This window comes from Salipiger sp., assembly GCF_059781815.1.
Map to the genome: position 1 here is coordinate 1 of NZ_JBYNAH010000097.1, position 17,314 is coordinate 17,314.

The 17,314-nt window shown below is 67.3% G+C and carries 15 protein-coding genes; 13 read left to right on the forward strand and 2 right to left on the reverse strand.

Annotation, left to right across the window (positions count from 1 at the left end):
- The 4 genes from AC6RA4_RS12800 to AC6RA4_RS12815 form a co-directional block, all read left to right on the forward strand.
- Nucleotides 1-391, forward strand: a 391-nt coding sequence (locus AC6RA4_RS12800) for an AIR synthase-related protein (RefSeq protein WP_500160860.1), incomplete at its 5' end; no start/stop codon positions are given.
- Nucleotides 384-671 carry an MSMEG_0570 family nitrogen starvation response protein gene (locus AC6RA4_RS12805; protein WP_500160862.1) on the forward strand — a complete coding sequence of 96 codons (288 nt, stop codon included), beginning with the start codon at nt 384-386 and terminating at the stop codon, nt 669-671. The genes AC6RA4_RS12800 and AC6RA4_RS12805, both read left to right, overlap by 8 nt.
- 11 nt (nt 672-682) lie before the next feature.
- Complete coding sequence (locus tag AC6RA4_RS12810; RefSeq protein ID WP_500160864.1) at nt 683-1,960, forward strand: MSMEG_0569 family flavin-dependent oxidoreductase; 1,278 nt, start codon at nt 683-685, stop codon at nt 1,958-1,960.
- Nucleotides 1,960-2,724 (forward strand): Pnap_2097 family protein, encoded by a 765-nt coding sequence (locus AC6RA4_RS12815; protein WP_500160865.1) that lies wholly within the window; start codon nt 1,960-1,962, stop codon nt 2,722-2,724. The genes AC6RA4_RS12810 and AC6RA4_RS12815 overlap by 1 nt, the downstream gene beginning before the upstream one ends.
- Nucleotides 2,725-2,983: 259 nt before the next feature.
- Here AC6RA4_RS12815 and AC6RA4_RS12820 read toward each other — a convergent pair whose 3' ends face one another.
- Entirely contained in the window at nt 2,984-3,415 is a 432-nt protein-coding gene (locus AC6RA4_RS12820) for a MarR family transcriptional regulator (RefSeq protein ID WP_500160867.1), read from the reverse strand.
- 77 nt (nt 3,416-3,492) lie between these two features.
- On the opposite strand from AC6RA4_RS12820, the gene hmgA reads away from it, so the two are divergent.
- The 6 genes from hmgA to maiA all read left to right on the forward strand — a co-directional run bounded on the left by hmgA (nt 3,493) and on the right by maiA (nt 9,764).
- Nucleotides 3,493-4,860: a homogentisate 1,2-dioxygenase gene (hmgA, locus tag AC6RA4_RS12825; RefSeq protein ID WP_500160869.1), complete on the forward strand. Its 1,368-nt coding sequence runs from the start codon at nt 3,493-3,495 to the stop codon at nt 4,858-4,860.
- Between the two features lie 80 nt (nt 4,861-4,940).
- Nucleotides 4,941-6,179, forward strand: coding sequence for a fumarylacetoacetase (gene fahA, locus AC6RA4_RS12830; protein WP_500160871.1), 1,239 nt, complete (start codon nt 4,941-4,943; stop codon nt 6,177-6,179).
- Nucleotides 6,180-6,192: 13 nt separating this feature from the next.
- Complete coding sequence (locus tag AC6RA4_RS12835; protein WP_500160873.1) at nt 6,193-7,143, forward strand: MBL fold metallo-hydrolase; 951 nt, start codon at nt 6,193-6,195, stop codon at nt 7,141-7,143.
- A gap of 185 nt (nt 7,144-7,328) precedes the next feature.
- Nucleotides 7,329-8,942 (forward strand): FAD-dependent oxidoreductase, encoded by a 1,614-nt coding sequence (locus AC6RA4_RS12840; protein WP_500160875.1) that lies wholly within the window; start codon nt 7,329-7,331, stop codon nt 8,940-8,942.
- A complete protein-coding gene (locus tag AC6RA4_RS12845) occupies nt 8,942-9,136 on the forward strand; it encodes a DUF2783 domain-containing protein (RefSeq protein WP_500160877.1) in 195 nt (64 codons plus the stop codon). Before AC6RA4_RS12840 ends, AC6RA4_RS12845 begins: the two co-directional genes overlap by 1 nt.
- On the forward strand, nt 9,129-9,764 hold the full coding sequence (maiA, locus tag AC6RA4_RS12850) for a maleylacetoacetate isomerase (protein WP_500160879.1): 636 nt from the start codon (nt 9,129-9,131) through the stop codon (nt 9,762-9,764). Before AC6RA4_RS12845 ends, maiA begins: the two co-directional genes overlap by 8 nt.
- 175 nt (nt 9,765-9,939) lie before the next feature.
- Here the strand turns inward: maiA and AC6RA4_RS12855 are convergent, their stop codons facing one another.
- Nucleotides 9,940-11,580 (reverse strand): thiamine pyrophosphate-binding protein, encoded by a 1,641-nt coding sequence (locus tag AC6RA4_RS12855; RefSeq protein ID WP_500160881.1) that lies wholly within the window; start codon nt 11,578-11,580, stop codon nt 9,940-9,942.
- A 157-nt stretch (nt 11,581-11,737) separates the two neighbouring features.
- Here AC6RA4_RS12855 and AC6RA4_RS12860 point away from each other — a divergent pair, with 157 nt between their 5' ends.
- From AC6RA4_RS12860 to AC6RA4_RS12870, 3 genes are all read left to right on the forward strand, one after another.
- Complete coding sequence (locus AC6RA4_RS12860; protein ID WP_500160883.1) at nt 11,738-12,202, forward strand: Lrp/AsnC family transcriptional regulator; 465 nt, start codon at nt 11,738-11,740, stop codon at nt 12,200-12,202.
- Nucleotides 12,203-12,540: 338 nt separating this feature from the next.
- On the forward strand, nt 12,541-13,701 hold the full coding sequence (locus tag AC6RA4_RS12865) for an efflux RND transporter periplasmic adaptor subunit (RefSeq protein WP_500160885.1): 1,161 nt from the start codon (nt 12,541-12,543) through the stop codon (nt 13,699-13,701).
- Nucleotides 13,702-13,704: 3 nt separating this feature from the next.
- Nucleotides 13,705-16,878 carry an efflux RND transporter permease subunit gene (locus AC6RA4_RS12870; RefSeq protein ID WP_500160887.1) on the forward strand — a complete coding sequence of 1,058 codons (3,174 nt, stop codon included), beginning with the start codon at nt 13,705-13,707 and terminating at the stop codon, nt 16,876-16,878.
- Nucleotides 16,879-17,314: the final 436 nt, after the last annotated feature.

A 17,314-nucleotide genomic window follows, 5' to 3' on the forward strand; every position in this document is an offset into this window, starting at 1 on the left:
CGATCTGGACATTCTTCCCAAGCTTGCCGAGGACGGGCTCGTGCGCGCCGGCAAGGACATCAGCCAGGGCGGCATCGTCGGAACCGCGCTGATGCTCGCGGAATGCTCGGGCGTCGGCATCGAGATCGACACCGGCGCGATCCTGACCCCGCCCGGCGTGCCCCTCGACCGCTGGCTGCGCAGCTTCCCGAGTTTCGGCTTCCTGCTCAGCGTCGCGCCGGAAGACGCAAACGCGGTCTGCCAGCGCTTCGCCCATCGCGGCATCGAGGCCAGCCCCATTGGCCGCATCCTCCCCGGCAGCGCCGTGCATCTCGTGGGCGAGACCGGCGGCGCGCTGTTCTGGGACCACGCCACTCATCCCTATCTCGACCTCGGAGGCGATCATGCCTGAAACCTACTGGACCGTCCGCTGGCCCGACGGCGCCGAAGAGCGCCTCTACTCTCCGTCCTCGGTGGTGGCCGAGCTTTTCGAGCCCGGCCAGAGCTATCCCGTCGACGATTTCCTGACCCGCAGCCGCATCGCGATGGAGCGCGCCTCGAACCGGGTGGCGGCCAAGTACGGCTTTGCCTGCAGCTCGGCCATGGCGCAGCTCGACGCCATCGAGGCGCGCATCACCCAGTTCAAGGACAGCGACGGCGCCGAGATCGCCTGTCTGGCCATCAGCCAATGAGGACCGATCCGATGAAGGACACCCACATTCCGCAAATCCCCGTGGTGATCGTTGGCGGCGGTCAGGCTGGCCTCGCGACCGCGTGGTGCCTCAAGCAAAAGGGCATCGAGAGCATCGTCTTCGAACGGCACGGGAAATTCCACTCGTGGCGCAAGAACCGCTGGGACAGCTTCTGCCTCGTCACCCCGAACTGGCAATGCCGCCTGCCCGATTTCCACTATGACCGCGAGTATGGCGGGACCGATCCCGACGGCTTCATGCTGAAGGACGAGATCACCGACTATCTCGACGCCTTCGCCGAGAAGACCGGCCCCGACCTGCGCGAGAACGTCGAGGTGACGTGCGTCGCGCCGCACGAGGACGGCGGCTTCACCGTCGAGACCTCGATCGGGAGTTGGCGCTGCGATCAGGTGGTGATCGCCACCGGCGGCTATGACACGCCCATCGAGCCTGCCTATGCCAGGAACCTCGCCCCCGAAATCATGCAGATGCATTCGGTCGATTACCGCAATGTCGACCAGTTCCCCGAAGGCGGCGTGCTGATCGTCGGCACCGGGCAATCGGGGGTGCAGCTGATGGAAGATTTCACCCGCGCCGGGCGCGACGTGCATCTCGCCGTGGGCCCCGCGCCCCGCAGCCCGCGCCGCTATCGCGGGCGCGACGCCACCGACTGGCTCTATGACGCCGGGCATTACGCCATCACCATCGCCACCCATCCCGACCCGGTGAAGGCGCTGACCCAGACCAACCACTACATGTCGGGCCGCGACGGCGGGAAAGAGATCGACCTGCGCCGCTTCCATGTCGACCATGGCGTCGAGCTATATGGCTCTCTCGCGGACATGGACGGCACCTCCGTGCGCTTCCTGCCCGACCTTGCAAAGAACCTCGACGACGCCGACCGCTCCTATGTCGGCATCCGCACCCAGATCGACGCCTACATCGCCCGCGAGGGCATCGACGCGCCCGAAGAGCCGCCTTTTGAGAAGGTCTGGGTGCCGGAGGAAGAGCGTACCGAGATCGACCTCGCCGAGGCGGGCATCACCTCGGTGCTCTGGGCCATCGGCTTCCGCCCGGATTACGCGTGGATTGAGGCCGATGTCTTCGATGCCCGCGGCAAGCCGGTCTTCGACCGCGGCGTGACCGCGCATCGGGGGCTGCATTTCATCGGGCTTGGCTGGCTCAACACCTGGGGTTCGGGGCGCTTTCTCGGCATCGAGGAAGACAGCCGGTATCTCGCAGACCAGATCGCCGCGCAGCTTGCGGTTCCGGCGCGGCGGGCCGGGTGATGCTGGACGAAGGAACATCCGGCCGCGGGACGCTGACCCGTCAGCGGCTCGGCATGCAGCAGCTGTCGCCGCACGGGCTGTCGGAGCAATGGATGCTCGGGTTCTGCGGCGACATCCACTGGCAGCTTCTGTCCGACGCGCTGGGGCAGGAGGGGTTCGGCTTTCGCGCCGTGGATGGCCGCCCGATCTACGCCGCCTTCTGTGCGACGCGGATCGAGCTGACACCGCGGCCCGATCTTCTCGGCGCCGAGCTGACGATCCGCTCGCGGCTTGCCAGCCCCGGCGGAGCGCGCGTCGGGTCGTCGCACGAATTCCGCAGCGGCGGGCAGGTGATTGGCTTGCTGCTGATGCTGTCGACCTTCGTGACCCATGACGCGACCGGCTCCAACCGCCGCATCGTCCGCGCGATGCCCGAGGGCGATTGCGTGCTTCCGGCGGCCGGTCCGGAGCTCATGGCGCTGGATGGGCGGGCGCGGGCGACGTCGAGGGCGCTGCGCAACAGCTCGGTTCATGGCGCGCCGCTGATCACGCCGAATGCCGGTCTTGATTTCAACGCCGTGGGACTTCTCTACTTTCCAAGCTTCACCCGGCTTGTCGAAGCCACGGCCGAAGGCTGCGCTCCGATCCGGATGCGCGAGCTTGTCTACCTCGGAAACCTCGACCGGGGAGAGGCGGTGCAGGTCCGGCGTGACGGCACTGAAACCCTCGTCGCGCGCCGCGACGGGCAGATCATTGCCCGGTCCATCGAGGAGAGGGCGCGCTAGGCCGGCGGTCCGGTCGCAGACCTTTGGCCGAAAGCCCTGTGCGTGTGACGCCTGGCCCCTGGGCTGATGTCTTGCGTCTGCGTGCTGCACTGGCGCTGCAGACGGGCCCAGCGACGCCGATCCCGTGCTGCCGTGTCTTGGCTGAGAGACCGGCGTGTCTCTGGTCGGTCGCAAGACCCGCAAGAGGCGGTAGTGTTGGTGGCCGCCAGCGCGTCGGGGGTCGCGATCAGGCAGAGTCGTCTGGCGCCGTCACCGCAGGCTAGGTGCTCAGCTTCTGCAGCAATTGTTTCAGCTTCTGCGCGTCCCGCCGGCCGAGCTTCTTGTCGAGCGCGGCCTCGTAATCCCGAGCCGCGCGCGTCAGGACGCGAAACGCCTCTTCGCCGGGAGGTCGCAGCGACAGGCGTTCGCTGCGACGGTCCTCGGGGCTGGTGGCGCGGCTCAGGAATCGCTTTTCCTCCAGCGCTCTGACCGCGCGGGACACCTTCGTCTTGTGAATGGAGGCGCGTTCCGAAATCTCCTTGGCGCTCAGTTGACCGTACCGCCCGAGATGGAAAAGGACCCGCCACTCGGTTCGGAGCATGCCGTAGCGGTCGCGGTAATGCGCTGAAAAGAAATCGCTTTGCGCCTCTGCCGCCTGGTTAAGAAGGAACGGCGTGAAGGTCGATAACTCAAAGCTGTCAATGTCATCCATGTTTTTCGGATTCCGCCTTGTTAGTTACAAAAGTAACTAACATCTTCGCATCAATCAGTCGAGGGAGGAGATCGACGATGAACGATCTTAGCAAGATTTCGGGCCTCACCCGCGCCGCCGGCATCAGCGCGCTGCACGAGGGCTACATGCCCGGTTTCGGCAATGATTTCGAAACCGAGGCCCTGCCCGGAGCGCTGCCCGAGGGGATGAACTCGCCGCAGCGCTGCGCCTACGGGCTCTACGGCGAGCAGCTCTCGGGCACCGCCTTCACCGCGCCGAGCCACCAGAACGAGCGCACCTGGTGCTACCGCATCCGCCCGGCGGTGAAGCACACCGGACGCTTCGCCAAGATCGACGTGCCCTACTGGCAGTCGGCGCCGAACGTCGATCCCGACGTGATCAGCCTCGGCCAGTACCGCTGGGATCCGGTGCCGCATTCCGAAGCTGCGCTGACCTGGATCACCGGCATGCGCACGATGACCACGGCGGGCGATGTCTACACGCAGGTCGGCATGGCGAGCCACATCTACCTCGTCACCCAATCGATGCAGGACGAGTATTTCTACTCCGCCGACAGCGAGCTTCTGGTGGTGCCGCAGGAGGGTCGGCTGCGCTTTTGCACCGAACTCGGCGTGATCGACATCGAGCCGAAGGAGATCGCCATCCTGCCGCGCGGCCTCGTCTACCGGGTCGAGCTGATCGACGGGCCGGCGCGCGGTTTCGTCTGCGAGAATTACGGCCAGAAGTTCGAGCTTCCGGGCCGCGGCCCGATCGGCGCCAACTGCATGGCCAACCGCCGCGACTTCAAGACGCCGGTCGCCGCCTTCGAGGATCGCGAGGTGAAGAGCCGCGTGGTGATCAAGTGGCAGGGCCAGTTCCACGAGACCTGGATCGGGCATTCGCCATTGGACGTTGTCGCCTGGCACGGGAATTATGCGCCCTGCAAATACGACCTGCGCACCTATTGCCCGGTGGGGGCGATCCTGTTCGACCACCCGGACCCGTCGATCTTTACCGTGCTGACCGCGCCCTCGGGCGTTGCGGGCACCGCCAATATCGATTTCGTGCTGTTCCGCGAGCGCTGGATGGTGGCCGAGAACACCTTCCGCCCGCCGTGGTACCACAAGAACGTCATGTCCGAGCTGATGGGCAACATCTACGGCGAATACGACGCCAAGCCGCAGGGCTTCGTGCCGGGAGGCATGAGCCTGCACAACATGATGCTGCCGCACGGGCCCGACAACGAGGCGTTCGAGAAGGCGACCTTCGCCGACCTCCAGCCCGGCAAGCTCGACAACACCATGAGCTTCATGTTCGAGACCCGCTTCCCGCAGCACCTGACCCGCTTTGCCGCGAAAGAGGCGCCGCTGCAGGACGATTACATCGACTGCTGGGACAGCCTGAAGAAGCGTTTCGACGGCACGCCCGAGGGCAACTGGGACTGAGACGCCGCTGCCGGAAAGCCAATTCCGGCAGGCCGCGACAGTGCGATGAACAGGGGCCGACGGTCCCGGAAGGAGCTTGAATGAGCTTGATGATGAGCTGGGTGGACAGCGCCAACGTTCCCGGCTGCGACTTTCCCCTCAACAACCTGCCTTACGGCGTGTTCGACGACGGCAAGGGCGCGCGCATGGGCGTGGCGATCGGGGCGTCCGTGCTCGACCTGGCCGCGGTCGATCACCGGCAGGACCCGACGCTGTTCGCGGCGCCGAGCTGGAACGCGGTGATGGCGGCGGGGCCGCAGGTCTGGGCGGCGCTGCGGGCGCGGCTGACCGAGCTGCTCTCAGAGGAGGCGCACCGTGCCGCGGTGGAGCCGCATCTCGTGCCGCTGGCGGAGGTGACGCTGAAGATGCCCTTCGCGGTCAGCGAATACACCGATTTCTATGCCGCCAAGAACCACGCCTTCAACGTCGGCTCGATGTTCCGGGGGCCGGAGAACGCGCTGCCGCCGAACTGGCTGTCGATCCCCATCGGCTATAACGGCCGGGCCTCTTCGGTGGTGGTCTCGGGCACGGATGTCACCCGCCCTTGGGGCCAGCTCAAGGCACCCGATGCCGAGCTGCCCGAGTTCGCGCCCTGCCGGCGCTTCGATCTCGAGCTCGAGATGGGCGCCATCGTCGGCACGCCCTCGCAAGGCATGGTCTCGGTGGCCGAGGCCGACGAGATGATCTTCGGCTACGTGCTGCTCAACGACTGGTCGGCGCGCGACATTCAGGCATGGGAGTACCAGCCGCTGGGCCCGTTCCAGGCGAAGGCCACGGCGACCAGCATCAGCCCGTGGATCGTCACCCGCGCGGCGCTCGATCCGTTCCGGGTCTCGACCCCGGAGCGCGAGCGCCCCTTGCTGCCCTATCTCTCCGAGCCCGGCCCGATGCTCTACGACATCGGCCTCGAGGTGGCGCTGACCCCCGAGGGCGGCAATGAGACGGTGATCGCGCGGACCAACTATTCCGAGATGTACTACTCCGCCGCGCAGCAGCTCTGCCACCACACCAGCAGCGGCTGCGCCATGCGGACCGGCGATCTTCTGGGATCGGGGACGATCTCGGGCGCGGATCCGGACAGCCGCGGCTCGCTGCTCGAGATGAGCTGGGGCGGCAAGGAGCCGATCACGCTGGTGGGCGGCGAGAGCCGCAGCTTTCTCGAGGATGGAGACACCCTGACCCTGCGCGGCGCCGCGCAGGGCGACGGCTACCGCATCGGCTTTGGCGCGTGCACGGGCAGGGTGCTGCCCGCCGTGCCGCAGCCCGACTGGACAAAATAAGGAAGGACACCCCATGGCCAAGGCATTCGCATCACAAGGCGACATGGCAGAAAAGACGATCAGCTTCACGCAGGTGGGCGAGGGGCTCTATGCCTTCACCGCCGAGGGCGATCCCAACACCGGCGTCATCATCGGCGACGAGAGCGTGATGATCGTCGAGGCGCAGGCCACCCCGCGGCTGGCGCGCAAGGTGATCGAGTGCGTGCGCTCGGTGACCGACAAGCCGATCTCGCATCTGGTGCTGACGCATTACCACGCGGTGCGCGTGCTTGGCGCATCGGCCTATGGCGCGCGCGAGATCATCATGAGCGACACCGCCGCGGCGATGGTCGAAGAGCGCGGGCAGGAGGATTGGGACAGCGAGTTCGGCCGTTTCCCGCGGCTGTTTCAGGGCCACGAGGAAATCCCCGGCCTGACCCGCCCGACGACCACCTTCAGCGACCGCATGACCGTGTATCTCGGCAAGCGTCGGGTCGACATCATTCATCTGGGCCGCGCCCACACCGCCGGTGACGCGGTGATCTGGGTGCCCGATCAGGAGGTGATGTTCACCGGCGACATCGTCGAGTTCCACTCGGCCTGCTACTGCGGCGACGGCCATTTCGGCGACTGGCCCGAGACGCTGGCCAATATCGCCGCCTACGAGCCCCAGGCCATCGCGCCGGGCCGGGGCGATGCGCTGGTGGGCGAGGCGGCGGTGGCCGCGGCGCTCGAAAGCACGGCGGATTTCGTGCGCTCGACCTACAAGCCGGTAGAGCGCGTGGTGGCCCGTGGCGGCTCGCTCAAGGAGGCTTGGGACGCGGTGCGCGCAGCCTGTGATCCGAAATTCGCCGATTACGCGATCTACGAGCATTGCCTGCCGTTCAACGTGGCCCGCGCCTATGACGAGGCCCGTGGCATCGACACGCCGCGCGTCTGGACCGCCGAGCGCGACCAGCAGATGTGGGCCGCGCTTCAGGGGTGATCGCCGGTCCGGGCATGGCCCGGCAACCGCTCCGGGGGAGCGGTTGAGGCGATCACGGGCGGAACCCCGGCCAGCCGGTCCGGCCCGCCCCTGACGCGCCACATGACATAGACCGCCGGTCGGGGATCCGCCCCGTCCGGCCCCGGCAGAGGAGAGCCGGGACAGGCCTTGGGAGGAGACAGACCATGCCCGCCTATATCCACGAGACCCAGCCCTTTCTGCACCCGCCCGAGCTTGACGGCGGCCGCACGGGCGCTCCGGTGGCCATCGTCGGCGCCGGCCCCATCGGCCTTGCCATGGCCATCGACCTCGCGCAGAGCGGCATCCGCTCGGTGGTGCTCGACGACAACAACGTGGTCTCGGTCGGTAGCCGGGCGATCTGCTGGGCCAAGCGCACGCTCGAGATCTTCGACCGGCTGGGGGTCGGCGAGCGCATGCTCGAGAAGGGCGTGACTTGGAAGGTCGGGCGGCTGTTCCACGGCGACGAAGAGGTCTACAGCTTCGACCTGCTGCCCGAGGACGGCCACAAGTACCCGGCCTTCATCAACCTCCAGCAATATTACGTCGAGGAGTACCTGCTCGACCGCGCCCGCGCCTTCCCCGAGCTGATCGACCTGCGCTTCCTCTCCAAGGTCGTTGACCATAAGGCGAGCGAGACCGGCGTGACGCTGACCGTCGAGACCCCGGAGGGCGCCTACGAGCTCGAGGCAGACTGGCTTCTTGCCTGCGACGGGGTGGGCTCGGCCACGCGCGAGCGCATGGGGCTCGATTTCACCGGCCAGACCTTTCAGGAGCAGTTCCTGATCGCCGATATCGAGATGGAGCAGAGCCCGTTCGGCGATCACGGCGTGGCCGAGCGCTGGTTCTGGTTCGACCCGACTTTCCACCCGGGCAAGTCGGCGCTGTTGCACATGCAGCCCGACAATCTCTACCGCATCGACCTGCAGCTCGACGTCGATGCCGATGCCCGCGAGGAAGCCAGCGAGGCGAAAGTGCTGCCGCGGATCCGGGCGATCGTCGGCGACCGTCCGTTTCGCCTCGACTGGCTGTCGGTCTACAAGTTCCGCTGCATCAAGCTCGACCGTTTCGTGCATGGCCGGGTGATCTTTGTCGGCGACAGCGCCCACGTGGTGAGCCCGTTCGGCGCGCGCGGCGGCAATGGCGGCATTCAGGATGTCGACAACTTAGGCTGGAAGCTCGCCATGGTGCTGAAGGGCGAGGCCGACGAGAGCCTGCTCGAAAGCTACCACGAGGAACGCTCGCACGGCTCGGCCGAGAACATCCTCAACTCGGCCCGCTCGACCAATTTCATGACCCCGAAGACCCCGATCGAGGCGCTGTTCCGCCGCGAGACGCTGCGCATGGCGCATGACCAGCCCTTCGCACGCCGGCTGATCAACTCGGGCCGCCTGTCGCAGCCCTGCTCGCTCGAGGGCTTTGCCCTGCAGACGCCGGGCGAGGCGCCGCTGCGCCCCGGCCAGCCGATGCTCGATGCGCCGGTGGGCAATGGCTGGCTGCTGCCGCTGGTGCAGGGGCAGTTCACCCTTGTGGGCTTTGGCGAGATCGAGCTGCCCGATATCGGCCTGCGCCGCCTCGGCATCGGCCAGGGCGGGCGCGGCTACGAGACCCATGGCGACCGCAGCGGATATGCCTTGCAGCGCTACGGAACCGGCATCGCCTATCTCGTCCGGCCCGACGGCCACGCGGCGGCGGTGTTCCACGACGAGGTGCCGGTCGCGGCGCTGAAAGCGGCGCTCGACCGCGCCATGGGGCGCAGCCGCGAAAAGGAGATGGTGTGATGCGCGAGACCTTCGAGACCGGCTTTGGCACACGCGGCGACGAGGCCTACGAGGCGCTGATGGCGGCGCATGAGGGGCTCGACGAGGCGGCGAGCCACGCGCTCAATGCCCGCCTCGTGCTGCTGCTGGCCAACCGGCTGGGCGACGTGGATGAGCTGAAGCTGCTGTTTGAGACCGCGCGCTCCTATGCCTGAGGCGGTGCTTTACGACTACTGGCGCTCGACGGCGAGCTGGCGGGTGCGCATCGCGCTGAACCTTGCCGGGCTGGCGTGGGAGAGCCGCTCCGTCGACCTCGTCGCGGGCGAGCAGCGCGGCCGGGCGCATCTGGCGCGCAACCCGCAGGCGCTGGTGCCGGTGCTCGAGATCGACGGGCTGCGGCTGACCCAGAGCCTCGCCATGCTCGACTACCTCGAGGAGACCGGCCGGCTGACGCTGCGTCCGGAGGCTCCGGCAGAGGCGGCAAGGATGCGCGCCATCGCGCAGGCCATCGCCTGCGACATCCACCCGTTCTGCAACCTGCGCGTCGCCGCTCACGCGGTGGCGCTGACGGGCCGCGAAGAGACCCGCGCGGACTGGATGCGCCATTTCATCCGCCCCGGGCTCGAGGCGGTCGAGGCGATGCTCGACCCGGAAGGGCCCTATTGCCTCGGGGCAGAGCTGAGCCAGGCGGATCTGTGTCTGATCCCGCAGCTCTACAACGCCGCGCGCTGGGGTGTTGCGGTGGACGACCTGCCGCGCATCGCTCGCGTCGTCGCGGCGTGCGGAAGGATCGACGCCTTCCGCCGCGCCGCGGCGGAGGCGATGAAACTCGTCACGGCGTGACCACGCCTGGGTGACCGACGCGGCGCCTACTCTCAAGACGGATGGCTTGGGGGCGGCGTTGAAGACCGGGCTTTTCGTACCGGCCCCGAGCGCGCGGCGCGCCCTCCGAGCCCGACCTCGCCGCTCCCGGGAGGCACGAAAGCCCCGGCGCGGATCGCAACCGGGGCTCTGAGGGTCAGATCCGCATCCGGGGCACGTCATGCGGGTCGAGCCGCAGCTCGATCAGCAAGGGTCGGTCGCGGGTCTCGATGGCGTCGATCGCCGCCTCCAGATCCGCCTCCGAGCGCACCACCAGCCCGCGTCCGCCCAGCGAGGTCGCGACCTCGGCAAAACAGGGCCAGTCGAACTCGGTCAGCGCCGGGTCCATCTGCCGGTCGAGGAACTGGATGTGCTCGGCGCCGTAGGCGCTGTCGTTGCACAGGATCACCACGAGATCCTGCTTCAGGCGCACGGCGGTGTTGAACTCGGTCAACCCGCCCATCATGAAGCCGCCATCGCCCGAGAACAGCACCACGGGCCGTTTCGGCGCGGCGATGCCGGCGCCGATGGCCTCGGGCAGGCCAAGGCCGATGGAGCCGAAATTCGCCGTCACCACAAAGCTTCGTGGATCCGGCACCGAGACCCGGCACCAGACCTCGGTCATGAAGCGGCCGCCATCCGTGACGAGGATGCGGTCCTCGGGCAGGGCGCGCTCGAGCCGTTCGATGGCGGGCACGTACTTGATGCAGCCCTCGGCGACCTTGCCCCGGTGGTCCGGGGCATGGCGGCGCAGGGTCTGGGGGGCGAGCTCGGGTGTGAAACCCGAGGCCGGGATCTCGGCCTCGTCGAGCCAGTGCACGAAATTGTCGGCGGTGAGACCGGCATCGGCCACCAGCGCCGCATCCGGGTGCACGCTGCGCCCCAGCGCGCGCGGGTCGGTGTCGACCTGCACCAGCCGTTTGCCATCGGTGAGCTTGCCGCGGTCGGTGGTGAAATCGTGCAGCCCGGCGCCGAAGCAGACGATGCAGTCGGCCTTGGCGATGACGTCATAGGCGGCGGGCGTGCTCAGCGTGCCGAAAATGTCCATGTCGTAGGGATGGCCGCGGAACAGCCCCTTGGCCTTGAGCGTGGTGGCCAGAGGCGCCTCGAGCCGGTCCGCCAGCCGGATGATTTGGTCGCGGGCGTCGATGGCGCCGCTTCCGGCGAGGATCACCGGGCGCCGGGCCGAGGCGATCATGCCGATCGCCTGATCCAGCGCATCGCCCTCGGGCACATAGCTGCGGGTTTCAAACACGCTCAGGACATGGGCCGTGTCGTGCGCCTCCTGCCACATGAAATCGGCGGGCATGTTGAGCACCACCGGGCGGCGCTCGACCTGCGCGCGATAGAAGGCGCGGGCGACATCGCGGGCCACGGTCTCGGGGCTGCGCATCTGCTCGAAGCCGGCACCGGTGGCCTTGACCACCTCGCGCTGGTCGATGCCCTGCAGGTGGCGCGGGTTCGACACCGGCGTGTCGCCGGCCAGCAGGACCATCGGGATCTGCCCCCGCGCGCCCTCGGTCAGCGCGGTCACGCAGTTGGTCAGGGCCGGGCCGTGGGTGACGGTGGCCACGCCCACCTTACCGGCCACATGGGCCCAGGCCAGCGCCATGAGCACCGAACTGCCTTCGTGCGCCGCAGGCACGAAGCGCCCGCCGCACCGGCGCGCGAAATGGTCTGCGATGAACAGGTTGGCATCGCCCATCAGGCCGAACATCGTGTCGATGCCGTGGTCGCGCACCGCCTGCGCGATGGCCTGATGCACATGGGTCCGGGTCACGTTGGTCGCGTCAAGCATGGGTGTCCTCCCTTTGCCTGAGGATACCGCGAGAGCTCTGCGCCATGTGTGCATGTTGAGGCGGGATGGTGTCGATTAATGCGCGAGGAGTGGCCAATTCTGGTCTTCGATGCAAATATCGTGCAGTGATAGGCTGGAGCTTGCACAGGAGGGCGCGATGCCGCTCGATCGCTACGATCACCAGATTCTTGATGCGCTGCAGCGCGACGGGGCGCTGACCAACGCCCAGCTGTCCGAGCGGGTGAACCTTTCGGCCTCGCAATGCTCGCGCCGTCGGTCGGCGCTGGAGGCGGCGGGCTACATCGAGGGCTACCGGGCGCGGCTGAACGCCGACAAGCTCGGGCTCGGCATCCGCGTCGTGATGCGCGTCAACCTGCGGGCCCACGGCAAGGATGCCGACAGCCATTTCTCGCGCTGGACCCGCGCCCAGCCCGAGGTGCAGGCCGCGTTCTCGGTCTCTGGCGATGCCGATTACGTGCTGCATGTCCGAGCACGCGATCTCGGCAGTTTTTCGGATTTCCTGCACGACCGGCTTCTGGTCCAGCCAGAGGTCGCGCAGGTGCGCTCGGACTTCGTTCTGCGGACCCTCAAGGACAGCGACGCGCTGGATCTCGACCCCTAGCGGCGCTTTGGCCGGCCCGGGAGCGGCTTGCGATACGGCGCTCGCGCCCCACGGACCGCCTCTTCGGTGGTGTGGATTTCTTTGGAGCGATTGCAACGCCGGCTGGAGGCGATGGGACCGGGGCGCCCGGCCCAAGTGCGGGGTTTTTGATGACCGACCGGCGCGAAGACCGGAGCGTTTGCAGGAAATGAGCGTTTTCAGAGCGCTAGTGTGGCGATTTGCCCTTCGAATTGCCGTTCGTAAGAGTCGCTTCCCAAAACTGGTGCTGCTAGACTAGTGTCGGAATTATCTTGCCTATCCAAAGAATTGAACTGTCGCAGACAGAGGTGGGTCGCCACATGTTAAGGGACAACCACAAGGCCATTCGTTTCGGGCTTCTCTTGTTGGCCGCGATCGGGCTGGCCGCCTGCAACGAGGATGAGGCAGAGAGCGCCTCGCAGGCCGCCGCACTCCCGTCCGTCGTCGTGGCCGAGGTGGCCGAGCGTGACGTGGTCGAGACCGAGCGCTTCATCGGCAGGGCCGAGGCGGTCGACACGACCGACCTGCGCGCCCGCGTCGAAGGTTTTCTTGAGGCGCGTCTCGCCAGCGACGGTGACCGCGTCGCCGAAGGGGACACGCTGTTCAGGATCGAACCGGCGCCCTACGAGGCGGCGCTCGCGCAGGCAGAGGCGTCGGTCGCCGAGGCGGAGGCGGCGCTGCAACTCGCCGAGGTCGACCTGGCGCGCAGCACCCAGCTGCTCGAGCGGGACACCATCTCGCAGGCCGATTACGATGCGGCGGTCGCCAATCGCGCCACCGCCGAAGCGCGGCTTCAGGCCGCGGAGGCGCGGCGTCACGAGGCCGAGATCCGACTCGGCTACACCGAGATGAAGGCGCCGTTCGACGGTCGCATCGGCCGCATCGAATTCAGCCAGGGCGAAGTGGTGGGCCCGGCCAGCGGGACGCTGGCGAACATCACCCGAATGTCTCCGATCAACGTTGCCTTCGGGCTGTCGGAGCGCGATCTGGTCGCACTGATCGACTGGGCGGGCGAAGAGACCCGTGACGTCGGCACCGGCGAGGCGGTTCTGGTGCAGGTGCAGCTGCCGACCGGGCGCATGTTCGACGAAGAGGGCCGGGTGGTCTTCATCGACAACCGCATCGATCCGGCCACCGGGACGATCACCCTGCGGGCCGAGTTCGACAACGTCTCCGAGACCCTCGTCCCGGGCATGTTCGTCAATGTCCAGATCGGGCGTCGCGAGCCCGAGATCCGCAACATCCTGCCGCAGGCGGCGCTGCAACAGGACCAGCAAGGCAGCTACGTGCTGGTGGTCGGCGAGGGCGATCTGGTCGAGCAGCGCTACGTCCAGCTCGGCGCCAATATCGGCACCGACGTGGTGATGCTGTCGGGCGCCGAAACCGGCGAGCGGGTGATCGTCGAAGGTTTGCAACGGGTCCGCGCCGGGCAGCCGGTCGATCCGGTGCCCGTGGCCGGGGCCGCCACGACGGAGGAATAGGCCGTGTTCTCGTCCTTCTTCATCGACCGTCCGAAATTCGCTCTGGTCATCTCTCTCGTGATTTCGCTGTTCGGGATCATTTCCTACCTGACCCTTCCGGTCGAAAAGTTCCCCGACATCACGCCGCCCGAAGTCAACGTTTCCACGGCCTTCCTCGGGGCCAGCGCCACCACGATCGAAGAGTCGGTGGCCGCGCCCCTTGAGGAGCAGATCAACGGCGTCGACGACATGATCTACATGTCCTCGAGCAGCGCCGATTCCGGGCTCTACAACCTGACCGTCACCTTCGCGGTCGGCACCGATCCCGACATCGCGACCGTCAACGTGCAGAACCGGGTGTCGCAGGCCAACAGCGCACTGCCGGCCGACGTGGTGCGCAACGGCGTCTCGACCAGCAAGTCGAGCAGCAACATGCTGCTCATGGTGACGCTTTATTCCGAAGACGGCAGCTATGACGAGCTGTTCCTGTCGAACTACGCCAATATCAACCTGCGCGATCCGCTCGCCCGGGTGCCGGGCGTCGGCCGCGCCGACGTTCTGACCAACCTGAAATACTCGATGCGGATCTGGATGGATCCCGAGCGGCTCGCGGCGCTCGGCATGACGCCGAGCGATTTCATCGCGGCGATCAAGGATCAGAACGCCATCGTGCCCGCAGGCACCGTCGGCGCCCCGCCGGGGGGCGACAATCCGCAGCTGACCTACACCGTCACAGCGCAGGGCCTTCTGGCCGCGCCCGAGGAGTTCGAGAAGATCGTGCTGCGCTCGGGGGTCGAGGGCGCGCAGGTGACCGTGGGCGATGTTGCGCGGGTCGAGCTGGGCTCGCAGTTCTACACCTATTCGGGCTCGTTCAACGGCGTGCCGTCGTCGGTGATCGGGGTCTATCAGGCACCGGGCGCCAATGCCGTCGCGGTTTCGGAAGGGGTGATCTCGACCATCGAGCGCCTCGCCGAAACCCTGCCCGAGGGCATGAGCTATGCGGTCACCTACAACAACACCGATTTCATCGAGAGCTCGATCAACGACGTGATCCAGACGCTGCTGCTGGCGCTCGTTCTGGTGCTTGCGGTGGTCTACATCTTCCTCGGCAGCTGGCGCGCGACGCTGGTGCCGGCGGTCGCCATCCCGGTGTCGCTGATCGGCGCCTTCGCGGTGATGCAGGCGGCGGGCATGAGCCTCAACACGATCTCGCTCTTCGCGCTCGTGCTGGCCATCGGCATCGTGGTCGACGACGCCATCGTGGTGGTCGAGAACACCGAGCGCCTGATCGCCGAGGGGCTCGCGCCGAAAGACGCCACCCGGCAGGCCATGCGCGAGGTCACCGCGCCGGTGATCGCCACCACGCTGGTGCTGCTGGCCGTCTTCGTGCCGGTCACCTTCATGCCGGGCATCACCGGCAAGCTCTACAGCGAGTTCGCGGTCACCATCTCTGGCGCGGTGGTGATTTCATCGCTCAACGCGCTCACCCTCTCGCCGGCGCTCTGCAGCCTGATCCTGAGGCCGCGCAAGGGCGAGCCGCGCGGCCTGCTGCGCGTCTTCGAGGGCGCGATCTCGATCACCCGCAACGGCTATGTCGGCATCGTGTCGCGGCTCGCGCGGATATCGATCATCGGCCTGATTCTGGTCGGCGTGGTGCTGTTCGGGCTTGGCGGGCTGTCGCGCGTCGCGCCCACGGGCTTCATCCCCAACGAGGATCAGGGCACCTTCGCCATCGACATCCAGCTGCCCGACGCCGCAACGCTGGCGCGCACCGAGGCGGTCTCGCGCGAGGTCGGAGAGATCGTTGCCGAGACTCCGGGCGTGAAAGAATACGTCACCGTGAACGGCTTCTCGATCCTCTCGGGCGGCGCGGCGGCCAACGGCGCCTTCCTCGCCGTGGTGCTCGATCCGTGGGACGAGCGCGCCGATCCCGAGCTGCACGCCGAGGCGATCCGTGCGCGGGTCGAGCGCCGTCTGCAGCAGATCCCGCGCGCCTCGATCATCACCTTCAGCCCGCCGCCGATCCCCGGCCTCGGCAGCGGCGACGGTGTCACCCTGCAGATCCAGCAGACCGGCGCCGGCACGCCGCAAGACCTCGACGCGGTGGTCAAGTCGATGATCTTCGCCGCCAACCAGCGCGACGAGATCGCCCGCAGCTACACCACCTTCCGGGCCAACGTGCCGCAGCTCTTCGTCGATCTCGACCGCGAGCGGGCCAAGGCGCTGGGGGTGAACGTCTCCGAGGTCTTCACCGCGCTTCAGGCCTATCTCGGCTCGGTCTATGTCAACGACTTCAACCTGTTCGGACGGGTCTATCAGGTCAAGATCCAGGCCGAGGGCGGCTTCCGCGATACCGCCGACGATATCGCCGATCTCTATGTGCGCTCGCAGGCCGGAGAGATGGTGCCGCTGCGCACGCTGGTCACGGTCGAAAACACCGTCGGGCCGATGAACCTGCCGCGCTACAACCTCTACCGCGCCGCTGCGCTGACCGCGAACACCAATCCCGGCTACTCGACCGGGGATGCAATCGCCGCGCTCGAAGAGGTCGCGGCCGCGACCCTGCCGCCGGGCTACAGCTTCGAATGGACCGGCTCGGCCCTGCAGGAGCAGGAGGCGGGCGGCATCGTGATCGTCATTCTCGGGCTTGCGGTGGTCTTTGCCTATCTCTTTCTCGTCGCCCAGTACGAGAGTTGGTCGATGCCGCTGGCGATCCTGCTCACCGTGCCACTGGCGCTCTTGGGGGCCTATGTGGCGGTGCTGATCGCGGGGCGCGACGTCAACCTCTACACCCAGATCGGGATGATCATGCTGATCGGGCTCGGCGCCAAGAACGCCATCCTGATCGTCGAGTATGCGATGCAGCTGCGTGCCTCTGGCAAGTCGATCTTCGATGCCGGCACCGAGGCGGCGCGGCTGCGCTTCCGGGCGGTGATGATGACAGCCCTGTCCTTCCTGTTGGGTGTGGTGCCGCTGGTCGTGGCCTCGGGCGCCGGTGCGGGCAGCCAGCAGGCCATCGGCATCGCGGTGTTCGGCGGCATGGCGTTTGCCAGCACCTTCGGGGTCATTCTCACGCCGATCCTCTACGTGGCGCTGCAGGCCGGGCGCGAGAAGGTCGCGGGGCACTATGCGGGCCTTCATGGCAGCGCGTCCGAGGCGGCGGAGCCCGCCGCCGCCGATCCCGGCGACGCAAGCTGATCCTCTCCGCCGCCCCGGGCGGTCCCGAACGCCGTGGTCGCGTCTCTAGAAGGGACTCCTGCCCGACCCTGAGGCTGCGCGCGGCGGGCGGAAGGGGCAGGGCGCACGTCGGAGCGTGTGGCTGGATGTCGGGGTGCGGGAGCCGTGTGAGGCGCTCCGCTAGCCTCAACGAGGCCCCCGGCGCTTCGACCCACGTTGGCCCCCGGGATGCGAGATCGGGCAGATCCCGCCGCCTGCCGCGGGGTCAGCGAAGAAAAAATCGAAAAACTGCAAAAACCCTCTTGCGCATCCGGGCAACCAGATCTAAATCAGCGCTCCACGGCGACGATGAAACGGCGCCGGACACAAGACTTCGAGAGGTATCCGGGCGGGCGCGCCGCTAAGTTAGGGCGCACTGGTCTGGTTTTTGTCTCTCACGCTGTTTGACATTGCTAAT

Excerpts from the sequence above, each read along its gene's own strand:
- AC6RA4_RS12805 (WP_500160862.1), top strand. The coding sequence starts at position 384 with ATGCCTGAAACCTACTGGACCGTCCGCTGGCCCGACGGCGCCGAAGAG.
- AC6RA4_RS12810 (WP_500160864.1), top strand. The coding sequence starts at position 683 with ATGAAGGACACCCACATTCCGCAAATCCCCGTGGTGATCGTTGGCGGC.
- AC6RA4_RS12815 (WP_500160865.1), top strand. The coding sequence starts at position 1,960 with ATGCTGGACGAAGGAACATCCGGCCGCGGGACGCTGACCCGTCAGCGG.
- AC6RA4_RS12820 (WP_500160867.1), bottom strand. The coding sequence starts at position 3,415 with ATGGATGACATTGACAGCTTTGAGTTATCGACCTTCACGCCGTTCCTT.
- hmgA (WP_500160869.1), top strand. The coding sequence starts at position 3,493 with ATGAACGATCTTAGCAAGATTTCGGGCCTCACCCGCGCCGCCGGCATC.
- fahA (WP_500160871.1), top strand. The coding sequence starts at position 4,941 with ATGAGCTTGATGATGAGCTGGGTGGACAGCGCCAACGTTCCCGGCTGC.
- AC6RA4_RS12835 (WP_500160873.1), top strand. The coding sequence starts at position 6,193 with ATGGCCAAGGCATTCGCATCACAAGGCGACATGGCAGAAAAGACGATC.
- AC6RA4_RS12840 (WP_500160875.1), top strand. The coding sequence starts at position 7,329 with ATGCCCGCCTATATCCACGAGACCCAGCCCTTTCTGCACCCGCCCGAG.
- AC6RA4_RS12845 (WP_500160877.1), top strand. The coding sequence starts at position 8,942 with ATGCGCGAGACCTTCGAGACCGGCTTTGGCACACGCGGCGACGAGGCC.
- maiA (WP_500160879.1), top strand. The coding sequence starts at position 9,129 with ATGCCTGAGGCGGTGCTTTACGACTACTGGCGCTCGACGGCGAGCTGG.
- AC6RA4_RS12855 (WP_500160881.1), bottom strand. The coding sequence starts at position 11,580 with ATGCTTGACGCGACCAACGTGACCCGGACCCATGTGCATCAGGCCATC.
- AC6RA4_RS12860 (WP_500160883.1), top strand. The coding sequence starts at position 11,738 with ATGCCGCTCGATCGCTACGATCACCAGATTCTTGATGCGCTGCAGCGC.
- AC6RA4_RS12865 (WP_500160885.1), top strand. The coding sequence starts at position 12,541 with ATGTTAAGGGACAACCACAAGGCCATTCGTTTCGGGCTTCTCTTGTTG.